Annotated in this window: 10 protein-coding genes; 8 read left to right on the top strand and 2 right to left on the bottom strand. The window is 68.2% G+C overall.

What is annotated here, in order from left to right; all coding sequences use genetic code 11:
- Positions 1-66: 66 nt before the first annotated feature.
- Complete coding sequence (locus ACFFGN_RS19185; RefSeq protein WP_380049430.1) at positions 67-1,284, top strand: hypothetical protein; 1,218 nt, start codon at positions 67-69, stop codon at positions 1,282-1,284.
- Between the two features lie 58 nt (positions 1,285-1,342).
- Here ACFFGN_RS19185 and ACFFGN_RS19180 read toward each other — a convergent pair whose 3' ends face one another.
- Entirely contained in the window at positions 1,343-2,707 is a 1,365-nt protein-coding gene (locus ACFFGN_RS19180) for a serine/threonine-protein kinase (protein ID WP_380049428.1), read from the bottom strand.
- 21 nt (positions 2,708-2,728) lie between these two features.
- On the opposite strand from ACFFGN_RS19180, the gene ACFFGN_RS19175 reads away from it, so the two are divergent.
- The 7 genes from ACFFGN_RS19175 to ACFFGN_RS19145 all read left to right on the top strand — a co-directional run bounded on the left by ACFFGN_RS19175 (position 2,729) and on the right by ACFFGN_RS19145 (position 8,368).
- Positions 2,729-3,301: an RNA polymerase sigma factor gene (locus ACFFGN_RS19175; protein WP_380049426.1), complete on the top strand. Its 573-nt coding sequence runs from the start codon at positions 2,729-2,731 to the stop codon at positions 3,299-3,301.
- 34 nt (positions 3,302-3,335) lie between these two features.
- A complete protein-coding gene (locus ACFFGN_RS19170) occupies positions 3,336-3,668 on the top strand; it encodes a PadR family transcriptional regulator (protein ID WP_380049424.1) in 333 nt (110 codons plus the stop codon).
- Positions 3,669-3,686: 18 nt separating this feature from the next.
- Positions 3,687-4,574 carry a hypothetical protein gene (locus ACFFGN_RS19165; protein ID WP_380049422.1) on the top strand — a complete coding sequence of 296 codons (888 nt, stop codon included), beginning with the start codon at positions 3,687-3,689 and terminating at the stop codon, positions 4,572-4,574.
- Positions 4,575-4,815: 241 nt separating this feature from the next.
- Entirely contained in the window at positions 4,816-5,223 is a 408-nt protein-coding gene (locus ACFFGN_RS19160; RefSeq protein WP_380049420.1) for a hypothetical protein, read from the top strand.
- A gap of 91 nt (positions 5,224-5,314) precedes the next feature.
- Complete coding sequence (locus tag ACFFGN_RS19155; RefSeq protein WP_380049418.1) at positions 5,315-6,175, top strand: DUF4184 family protein; 861 nt, start codon at positions 5,315-5,317, stop codon at positions 6,173-6,175.
- A 153-nt stretch (positions 6,176-6,328) separates the two neighbouring features.
- Entirely contained in the window at positions 6,329-7,765 is a 1,437-nt protein-coding gene (locus ACFFGN_RS19150) for an alkaline phosphatase PhoX (protein ID WP_380049416.1), read from the top strand.
- A 171-nt stretch (positions 7,766-7,936) separates the two neighbouring features.
- Positions 7,937-8,368, top strand: coding sequence for a S26 family signal peptidase (locus tag ACFFGN_RS19145; protein ID WP_380049414.1), 432 nt, complete (start codon positions 7,937-7,939; stop codon positions 8,366-8,368).
- On the opposite strand, the gene ACFFGN_RS19140 is transcribed toward ACFFGN_RS19145, so the two are convergent.
- Entirely contained in the window at positions 8,285-10,252 is a 1,968-nt protein-coding gene (locus ACFFGN_RS19140) for an ABC transporter ATP-binding protein (protein ID WP_380049412.1), read from the bottom strand. The two genes, ACFFGN_RS19145 and ACFFGN_RS19140, sit on opposite strands and share 84 nt — an antisense overlap.
- Between the last annotated feature and the right edge of the window lies 1 nt (position 10,253).

Genomic DNA, 10,253 nt, shown 5'->3' with positions numbered 1-10,253 from the left:
CGAACGTGGGGGTGGGCCATCAAAGCCCTCCAGTAGGACAAACTGGGATCCACTTTGGAGGGCACTATGAACCGCAGTATCAAGCTGGCCGGTCTGGTTACCAGTGTTTCGCTGGCTGCCGTGGTGGCGGGAGCGCTGGTCGCCGCGCAGCAGAGGCCGGATCTCGCGTCGGCGTCCGGGGAAGCCAAGCCGATCGACAGCGTGACCGCGCCGGCGAGCCCGACCCCGTCCACGAAGCCGTCGGCGCCGCCAGGAACGCCCAACCCGACTGCAACTCCGACGAAGCCGCCGACCAGCAGCACCAGCACCCCCGTGGTTCCGGCCAAGCTGACACTGGACCTGGGCAAGCTGCAGCAGGGCGCGGCGCCCAAGTCGCCGTACGTCGCGGGTCGCACCGTGCACAGCGGCGGCAGCAAGTTCACCCTGCCGGCCTCCGACGGCACAGTGCAGAACGTGGTACGCGCCGGTTCGAACACGACCTTGGTGCAGCACAACCCGAAGGACGACGGTCGAACCGTACTCACCGTCTGGAAGGGCGCCACGCGTGGCAAGACCGTGTCCGACGTGTCCTCCGTACTGTCGTCGGCCGATCGCTCGACCAGCGCCTACACCGTTCAGCCGACCACTGCGGACGGCAAGGAGTTGTCCAATTTCACCGTGACCTGGCGTCACAACTCCTCCGGCGAGGAGATGTCGCTGCAACGCACTGGCGAGAACTCACCGATCGTGCATGCGGTCATCGGCAGCGAGGTGTACTTCAGCGCCCTGTCGAAGAGCTACAAGCAAACCCTGTACGTGTGGACCGCCGGTGCCGACAAGCCGCGCGCGATCAACTCGGTGCCGACCCCGTCCGCGGTGTCGTCGGACGGGCGGATCGCGGCGTCGATCGCCTCCCAGGTGGACGACGGCAGCTGCAGCAACCTGGTCGATCTCAAGTCGGGCGGCAAGCGCTGGGGCACCTGCGAGTACGCGTTGGACGAATTGCCGAGCGACGGCGACCTCGTGCTCGCTGGACCGGCGTACCGCGACGGCTACGGTGACGGCTTCTTCGCCGCGCTGGACGTCAAGAACGGCAAGCTGGTACGCCAGTGGTCCGGCGCCTCGAACGTCACGATCATGTCCACCGTGATGGAGGACGCCGACCACATCCTGGTGCGGGCCGAGCAGGGCAACCAGACGGCCATCGTGCGCTGCGCGCCGAAGACCGGTACCTGCGAGCTGGCCGCGCCGCTGCGGAACGGCGCCGGCCACGAGAACAACAGCCCGTACGAACTGGGCCACTGACCACCTGGCTCAGGACACTAGCAAGGTGCGGTTCCTCCGCGGAGGGGCCGCACCTTCGTCAGTTCTGCGGCTGGTACTTCACCGAGTTGAGTACCTTCTCGGCCCGCTCGGCGTCCTCGGCCCGCACCTGAATCCGGACCAGCGCGTCCTGGACCTTCACCACCCGTTCGTACGTCGTCATACCACCCGGGCAGTCGACGTACTTGGCCGTCACGACTCCATCGCCACTGGACGACTCGTCCAGCGCACAATCCGGCGGCTTGGGCAGGCTGGCAGCAGTGGGAAGATCGCCCGATGGCAGTACTCCCGCGAAGACGCCGGCAACCTTCGAGCCGGGCTGATGCCACGTCGCGTTGTCCTCGCTGACCAGGAGCGCGGGGAGACTGGTCGAGCCCTGCGGTCGCCAGCCGTCGCCGGCCCGGTCGTCGGCCCAGGCGCGCGGAAGTTCGACCGTCAGCCGGTGCTGCTGGTCATCCACGCGCACCCATTGCCGGCCAACGCCGAGCTGCCAGCCCAGGTAACCACCAACACCACCCAGCACCGCCATCGCAACCGTCGCGGCGACCCACGGCCACACGCTGGGCTTCGCCTTCGCGGCGGGAGCGACAGGTTTCACCGCGGCCTTTTTCAACGCCTCGGCGAACGAACGCACGTCGGGCCAGCGCTGTTCGCGGTCCTGCTCCAGCGCACGCAGGATGACCGCGTCCACCCCGGCCGGGATGTCGTCGCGAACCGCGTTCAGCGGCTCCGGCGGACCGTCAACGGCCAGTACGGCGGCCAGCGTGGTCGCGCCGTGCGGTGGCTGACCGGCCAGCGCGGCGTACGCGACCGCGGCCAGCGCATACAGATCGGCTCGCGGATCGAGTACGTCGCCACGCACCTGCTCGGGTGCCACGTACGCCGGCGTACCGCCCGGCATCGTCACCCGCGAGACCGCGTCCAGCGACTTGCCCAGGCCGAGATCGCCGAGCATCGCCCGTTCGCCGGTCGGCGTACTGCGGAACAACACGTTCTCCGGCTTCACATCCCGGTGCAACACGCCACGATCGTGCAACTCCTGCAGACCGGCGCTGACGTGCTGAATCACCTCCACCGTCTCGGCCAGCGAGAGTGGGCCCGCCTTGATCCGCTCGGCCAGCGTGCCGCGGTCGGCGTACGTGAGCACGAGGAACGGCCGGTCGTCCGCGGTGCTGCCGATGTCGTGCACCCCGACGACGTACGGCGATTCGACCTTGCGCAGGAACCGCCCTTCCTCGACGAAGCGGCGGCGGACATCGTGATCGTCGACCCAGTGCTCGGCCAGCACCTTCACCGCCACCTCGGCGTCCAGCTCCTCGTCCCGGACCAGCCAGACAGCGGCGAAACCACCACTGCCGAGCTTCCGGACCACGGCATAGCGGCCAAAGTGAGAGGGCTGAACCATGGCGTCATTATCCTCATGCTCATGTCACTTGACGCGGACGCGCTCGACGAACTGGCCCGGCGCGCTGCGACCGACCCCGCCGTACTGGACGAGTTGATCCGGCAGGTGCAGCCGCAGGTGATGCGGATCTGCCAGCGCATCCTGCCGCACCGCGCCGACGCCGAGGACGCCTGCCAGGACGCGCTGCTGTCGGTTGCGACAAAAGTTGCCACGTTCTCCGGCCGGAGCCGGTTCAGTACCTGGGTCCACGTGGTCGCGTCGAACGCCGCCCGCGAGACCTACCGGCGGCTCAAGCGCCGCGCGGTCGAAAACACCTCCGCCGTAGCGCAGGACGACCGTCCCGCCAAGTACGACCGTCCCGATCCGCGCACGACCAGCGTCGTCGCGGGCACCCGGCTGGACCTGCTCGACGCCCTGGAACGCCTCGACAGCCATCACCCGGAGACCGTCACCGCGCTGGTGCTGCGCGACGTCTACGAACTCAGCTACGACGAGATCGCCACCCAGCTCGACGTCCCGGTCGGCACCGTCAAATCCCGCATCAACCGGGCCCGCGAGTCGCTGAAGCCCCTGCTGCTCCCCCGCCAGGACTGAGCGCATGGTTCGTACGGCGGAATAGTCTGTTCGCATGACTGATCGAGGCATGCAGGAACTGGCGTTGCTGCTGCTGACCGCGCTCGCGAACTCACCTCGGCACGGCTACGCGATCGCCCAAGAGGTGAAGGCGATCACCGACGGCCGGGTGGCGCCGCGTACCGGAGCGCTGTACGGCGCGCTCGACCGGCTGCTGGCGGAAGGCCTCATCCAGGTCGAACGCGAAGAGGTGGTCGGCGGCCGCGCCAGGCGCATCTTCGCCCTCGCCCCCGCCGGGCGGGAACGCCTCGAAGCCGAGGCCGAGCGCATGGCCGCCACCGCCCGCGAAGTACGCCGCCGCCTGGCCGACGGAATCGCCCCAGCGTGAGCCCCTCATGAGCGCCTCATGAGCGCGGACGTGAGCGATCGGCTGCTTCGGCTTTATCCGGCGACCTATCGGGCCGCGTACGGCGACGAGATCGCGGAGGTCCATCGCCTCCTGACCGATGGCCTGCCACGCCTGGCCCGATTCCGCGCGGATGCCGATCTCCTGGCCCACGCACTCCGGGTCCGGCTACGCCTCGACTCGGCCTCATCCGCAGGACGGCTCTTTGCGATCGCGGCGCCGTTCGCCCTGGCGGTCGCCGCGGCGAACAGCGGCATGCATCTGATGCGGTGGTACGCCGCGGCCGCCATCTCGCCCGGATCAACGTGGAGCCAGCTCGCCACCACCGACGCCGCATGGGCCTTCCACGGACTGCTCCTGGCCTTGGTGATCGTGGGCGCCATCGCTGCTCTGACCGGCCGATGGGTGCTCGGCGCCGGTTTGGCCGTTTTCGGGTTGGCCGGTACCACCGCGCAGTTGGCCATCGCCTCGCCCGTCCATGGCGAAGGTCCGACCGAGCCCATCGCGGCGATCCTGACCGTCATCGTGATCCTCGCCTGTCCCCCGGATCTCCGTGGCGACAAACGGCTGGCCGCGGCAGCCGGCGCGACGGCGGCGGTGACGTGGTTTCCCGTCGCGCTGATTCAGACGCGCGGCTTCATCGTGAGTACGGACTACGGCGCCTGGCCTCTGCTGGTTCTGGCCTTCGCCGGTGCCGCCGTCGCGATCCAGGCGCGATCGTCCGGCCTGCGCGAAATGGGCGCGATGGCGCTGGCGGCTCCGCTCTTCCTCGCTCACGCCTTCACGAGCGGCTGGCTCGACCTGCATCCCGTTCTCGGCGTCGCCCTGCTTCTCCTACTGCCGCTGCTGGCCGCCTTCACTGCCGTGTTGCGAACTCTGCGCCGCTGAAGAGATTCTGGCGAGCCTGTAAGAATCCCGCCGCCGGCGTCATAGGAAGGTGTGATGCAAGCGGAGGAAACACCTCAGGATGCGTTCTGCCGTCTTTACGCGGAGACGTGGAGCGCGGCCACGGCCGCCGTACGACTCCATCGCGCTCGTCGGCGGTTCGCCGCGCAGTACTCCGTTCAGGGTCACGACCCGACTTCCGACGCTGCTGTCCGGATTGGACCGCGAAAGGCTGTGAACACCGATGAAGCTGTCTGACTCCTCAATGATCGACCTGATCCGCTCGGTAGACCCGGAACCGGGAGACGAGCCGACGCCTGCTGACGACGTACTGCGCGAGCGCGCTCGGCGGCTGACCTTGACCACTGGTTCGCAGGAGCCGGCCCAACGCGCCGCGCTGCTGGACGAGTTCGCAACTCGAGACGACATTCGCTACGTCGGAACCACCAGGGATCGGGCCAACCGACCGGCCTATGCATTCGCCTACGACACCGATCGCGGCGGCCTGCCCAACCGGCGCGTGCTCTTGATCGGTGCCAATGGCCACTTGTTGTCCGCCGAGGAAATCCTCACGCGGGACGCAGGCAAGCTCAACGTCACGATTCCTTCCACCATCTCCTTCGGCCTCTACCTCTCCACGCGGTATCGCTAGCGCGTGCTATAGTCCGTTGGGCGGACTACTCTCCGCGACGTACTATCGCGGCCGGCGCCTTGCCGGACCGCCTGAGCAGAGATGGTCGCTAATGCCGTTCACCCTGGCTCACCCCGCCGTGGTTCTGCCGCTGTTCCGCAGGCCGTTCGTTCCGGCGGCACTGGTCGCGGGTGCGATGGCGCCGGATGCGCCGTACTTCCTCGCCGCCCTCGGCATCTCGGCCACCAGTAGCGAGGACTGGTACGAGCCGTTCGTCAACGCCACGGTGACCCATTCACCCCTGGGCCTGCTGCTCGGCCTCCCGGCCACCGTGGCGCTGGTCCTCCTCTACTGGGCGCTTCGCCAACCGCTCGCGGCGCTACTCCAGGCAGCAACTCCCCCATTGGACGTGCGCAACAAAGTCCAGTACGGCGGATGGCTGCTGGTCTCAGGCGTTATCGGCATCGCCACCCACCTCGGGTGGGACTACCTGACGCACGGCGACTACCTCCCCTCCGGCGCGCGCGAAGCGTCGATCATCGGAGGCCTGAGCGGACCAAGGCTTCTGCAGTACGGAAGCACCGCCATCGGCCTCGTCGCCATCGGCTGGCACCTCTGGCGACACCGCCAGAGGTCACGCGCTTCCACTGGGCTCAAGCCTGCTTGGCGTTGGGGTATCGCGGCTCTGCTCATCGCGGTTCCGCTGCTGGGCGGTCTCGCGGCTGTCCCGCAGGACTACAACACGTTTCAGACCGTGACAAACGTCGACTACGACCATCCGATTGTCGTTGACGAAGGCAACGGAGTCACCAGCACCAGCTATCCGACGACCACCGCCGACGCGCCCTGGGGTGTTGTTGCAGAGGGCGTGCTGACCGGATTCGCCAAGCGGGCAGGCGCGGCGTTCCTGGTGGCACTGCTGCTGTACGCCACCGCCTGGCACCTCGTCGCCGCACGTCGCCGGATCCGCTGACGCCGGTTTCGCTCCACTGAGTTGTTCAGCTGCTGTTCGCCGTCCCGCCGTCCACTGCGTGCAGGATCGTCGAGCGGTGACGGCGGTGGCAGCTGGGGAGTCCGATCGCGCAGTACCGCTGACTCGGATATCCACCCCTGAAGGAGCACTGCCATGTCGCTCGATCGTCGTTCCGTACTCCGCGGAGCCGCCGCCGGTGCCACCGGTGTCGGGTTCGCCGCCGTGGGAAGCGTGCCCACGCTCGCCGAGGCCACGCCTGCCCGGCGGCACACGCCGTACCCCGTGAACCGGCCGTTCCCGCCGCTGGTGGACGACCCCAAGGGCGTGCTGGCTCTGCCGCCCGGTTTCAAGTACACGGTGGTCACCAAGGCGGGCGAGACCAAGCTGAAGACCGGCCAGCCGACTCCGGGGGCCCACGACGGCAACGCGGTCTTCAACGACGGCCGGAACTACCTGCTGATCCAGAACCACGAAATCGGCGGCAATACGGCGCTGGGCGTGCCGCCGATCGAGGGCACGGTGTACGACGCGGGTGTCGGCTCGGCGGGTGGCTGCACCGTCATCTCCATCGACCGCGACGGCCGTAACCGCGGTGAGTGGGTCGGCATCTCGGGCACCCTCACGAACTGCGCCGGCGGCCACACCCCGTGGGGCACCTGGTTGACGTGCGAGGAGACCGAGGGCAGGGCCAACGGCACCACCCGGCTGAAGGACCACGGCTACGTGTTCGAGGTTTGGGCCGATGGCGAGACCGCCCACCCGGTACCGCTCAAGGCCCTCGGCCGCTACGCGCACGAGGCGCTCGCGATCGACAAGAGCCGCACTCACATCTACCTGTCCGAGGACGCGTCCGGCCCCAACGGCCTGTTCTACCGCTGGACTGCTCCGGCCGGATACCGGCTCGGCCCGCGGAGCTGGAAGGACCTGGCAAAGGTCGACTTCGGTACGTTCGAGGCGATGGCGATTCTCGGTGATGACGGCCAGCCGATTCCCGACGTCGCCTACCTGACGTCGGCGCAGTTGCTCAGGCCGTTCCGGGTGGCGTGGGTGCCCGTTCCCGATCGGGACGCGGTCTCCGTTTCCTGCCGCAAGCAACTTGCCGACGGCACGGTCACGCGCGGCAAGAAGTTCGAGGGCGTGTTCGGTACGGATGAGGGTGTGTACGTCGTCAACTCGTACGCCAAATCCGGCACCACGGACCTACCGGCCGACGCGATCCCGCACGACGGCATGGTCTGGTTCTACAGCTACAAGGCCAAGACCATTCAACTGGTCACCTACTTCCCCGAGAACGCCGCCGCCGACAAGGGCACCGGCGCGAAGTACTTCGACTACAACTTCGACGGGCCGGACAACGTCACCGTCACCCCCTGGGGTTCCCTCGTCCTCGCTGAGGACGGCAACGCCAGCAGCCACATCCTCAGCTCCACCCCGGGCGGTCCGACGTACGCGATCGCGCGCAACATGCTCAACGACTCCGAGTTCTGCGGCCCGGCCTTCTCCGCCGATGGGCGCGTGCTCTTCGTCAACATCCAGTCCCCCGGGCTGACCTTCGCCATCACCGGCCCTTGGCGCGACTACCTCGCCTGATCCTGCCCGGCCGCCGGCGAGCAACCCCTCGCCGGCGGCCGAAGGGCCTTCTGGCCGAACCCGTGCCGCCGTTTGCAACTTCGATGTCACCAGCGCCATCACCGCCATGACCCTTTGGTCGTAGGTCAGGCTAGAGTCCGTTGCTCCAGCGCCGTGACGAAGGAGAGCGCCTTGGCGTCGAACAGCCGACTGACATCCGTCGTTCGTGCTGTCCTGCTGGGTACGGCGACGGCGGCGGTCGTGCTGCGCCTGACGCGGATGGCCTTCCTGTTCGTCAATGTTGTTGGTACGAGCATGGAGCCCACCTTCGTACCCGGTGACCGGGTGATCGCGATCCGGCGGCGCCTGGCCCGGCCGTTGCGAGTGGGCGATGTGGTGGTGCTGCGTGGTCCTCAGCCCGGCGGCCACCTGATCAAGCGCGTTGCCGCGACCAGCGGGATGGACGTTCCCGGACAGCCGGGGCAGACCGTTCCGGCTGGTTCGTTGTGGGTGCTCGGGGATGGCCGGAAGAGCTTCGACTCACGCCAGTTCGGAGCGATCGGTGACGACGAGGCGGTCGGCCTGGTGGTCCGGCGATTGTGGAGTGACCCCCGCGGCGGCTGACACATCGGCGTACCCGGTGCTCTGCAGGCGGAACAGCTCCGCGTACAGGCCGTCGCCCGCCATCAGTGCGGCGTGACTGCCCTGCTCGACGACCTCGCCTTGATCAACGACCACGATCAGATCCGCGTCCCGTACGGCGTTCAGCCGGTGCGAAACCAGCAGCCGGGTCCGCCCGCCGGTGACCTCGGACACCACGCGATGCAGCTCGTACTCGGCCCGTGCGTCCAGACCGGAGCTCGGCTCGTCGAGTAGCAGCAGGTCGCGGTCGGCGCGCATCAGCATCCTGGCAATCGCCAGTCGTTGCCACTGCCCACCGGACAAGTAGCTGCCGCCCGGACTCCGCCCGTCTTCCGCCTCCAACCCGTCCTCTAAGAGACCGTCAGCGAGATCATCGGACCGCTCGTCGGCTTGCTCGTCGGCGAACAGCCGCGTCAGCGGGGTGTCGAAACCTCGCGGCAGCGCATCCAGGGTGCCGCTCAGGCCGACCCGATCAGCCGCCTGGCGGATCCGGCCCAGGTCGTCCAGGGCCGGCAGGTCGCCGAGACCGATGTTGGCCTTCGCGCTGAGGTCATAGCTGACGAAGTCCTGGAAGACCGAGCCGATCCGGTCCCGCAACGACGCCGGATCCAGGTCCCGCAGGTCTTCGCCGTCCCAGCGAATCTCGCCGCGCTCCGGGTCGTACAACCGGCACAGCAGCTTCACCAGCGTGCTCTTACCCGCGCCGTTCGGGCCAACCACCGCGACCGAAGCGCCGACGGGGATGTGCAGATTGACGCCACGCAGGATCCACGGCAGGTCCTCGCGATAGCGGAACCACACGTCGCGAAGCTCTACGCCTGTACGCAAGGCAGGAGCCGGTCGGCCAGGGCCAGCACGTAGATCCGGCTCAAGCGCCAGCAACTCGTCGAACCGCCCCAGCGTCAGGGCCAGCTCTTCGAACCGGGCCACCAGTACGGCGAGCTCCGCCGTACCAGCGGTCACCGCGGCGAGAGCCGCCAGGAACAGCACGACATCGCCCGCACCGAGCTGGTTCGCGGCCACGGACCGCGCGACCCAGACCAGGGCGACGGCCACGGGTACGAGCGAGACGAGGTCAAGCCCCATGCGCGCTACCGCGACCCGCCGGTCCATCCGCCGCTGGCCGCGCTGGGTTGTCGCCAGCTCGGCCATCATCAGATCGCGGAAGTAGCGACCGAGCCCGAAGAGCCGGATCTCCTTGGCCGCGGCCGCCTGGGTCTGGAGCATCGCGTAGAACAACTGCTTGCGCTCGGCCGGACTCAGCTCGGTCTGCAAGGCGAACCGGGCCCTGCTGAGCCGCAGTTCGACAACCAGCTGGGGTACGGCGGCGAGCAACGCCAGCACGGTGATGAACGGGTCCATGATCCACAAGGCGACCAGGAACCCCACCAGAGTGATGGTCCGCTGCACCGTCCCGGTCAGGGTCCGGAGAACCTGCGTGGGCGCGTACTCCCCCGCCTCCAACGCGAGCCGGAGCTTGTCGTGAAAGGCGGGCTGCTCGAAGTAGCTCAGCCCAGCGAAACCGTTGACCTTCGTGAACAGCTTCTCCTTGGTGGCCGCGGCTACCCGACGACTCAGTTCGGCCTCGGCCAAACTCAGCAACGTCGGCGCCAACTGGGACGCCGCCGTCGCCGCGAGCAGGCCGATCGCGATCCCGGCCAAGTGCCCGAAACCTGCCGAGCCCGTGATCGCGTCGATAAGCGCCTTGGTCAGCCAGCCGATCGCCACCGGAACGGCGCCCAGTACGACGGCACCCGTCAGCACGATCGTGGCGCGGGCCGGGTCGATCCCGAAGACCAGCCGGGTGGCCGCAGCGGACCGTACGACGAGCAGCGCGGCCCGGCGTACGTACTTGGTCAGAATCACG

The sequence above is a fragment of the Kribbella deserti genome (assembly GCF_042434725.1).
Taxonomy (GTDB): domain Bacteria; phylum Actinomycetota; class Actinomycetes; order Propionibacteriales; family Kribbellaceae; genus Kribbella; species Kribbella deserti.
Note: the sequence above shows the minus strand (reverse complement) of the source record. Positions and strands in the feature narration are given on the sequence as shown.

What these genes read in the sequence shown, in the direction of transcription:
- ACFFGN_RS19185 (WP_380049430.1), top strand. Translation starts at nt 67, where the DNA reads ATGAACCGCAGTATCAAGCTGGCCGGTCTGGTTACCAGTGTTTCGCTG.
- ACFFGN_RS19180 (WP_380049428.1), bottom strand. Translation starts at nt 2,707, where the DNA reads ATGGTTCAGCCCTCTCACTTTGGCCGCTATGCCGTGGTCCGGAAGCTC.
- ACFFGN_RS19170 (WP_380049424.1), top strand. Translation starts at nt 3,336, where the DNA reads ATGACTGATCGAGGCATGCAGGAACTGGCGTTGCTGCTGCTGACCGCG.
- ACFFGN_RS19150 (WP_380049416.1), top strand. Translation starts at nt 6,329, where the DNA reads ATGTCGCTCGATCGTCGTTCCGTACTCCGCGGAGCCGCCGCCGGTGCC.
- ACFFGN_RS19165 (WP_380049422.1), top strand. Translation starts at nt 3,687, where the DNA reads ATGAGCGCGGACGTGAGCGATCGGCTGCTTCGGCTTTATCCGGCGACC.
- ACFFGN_RS19155 (WP_380049418.1), top strand. Translation starts at nt 5,315, where the DNA reads ATGCCGTTCACCCTGGCTCACCCCGCCGTGGTTCTGCCGCTGTTCCGC.
- ACFFGN_RS19160 (WP_380049420.1), top strand. Translation starts at nt 4,816, where the DNA reads ATGAAGCTGTCTGACTCCTCAATGATCGACCTGATCCGCTCGGTAGAC.
- ACFFGN_RS19175 (WP_380049426.1), top strand. Translation starts at nt 2,729, where the DNA reads ATGTCACTTGACGCGGACGCGCTCGACGAACTGGCCCGGCGCGCTGCG.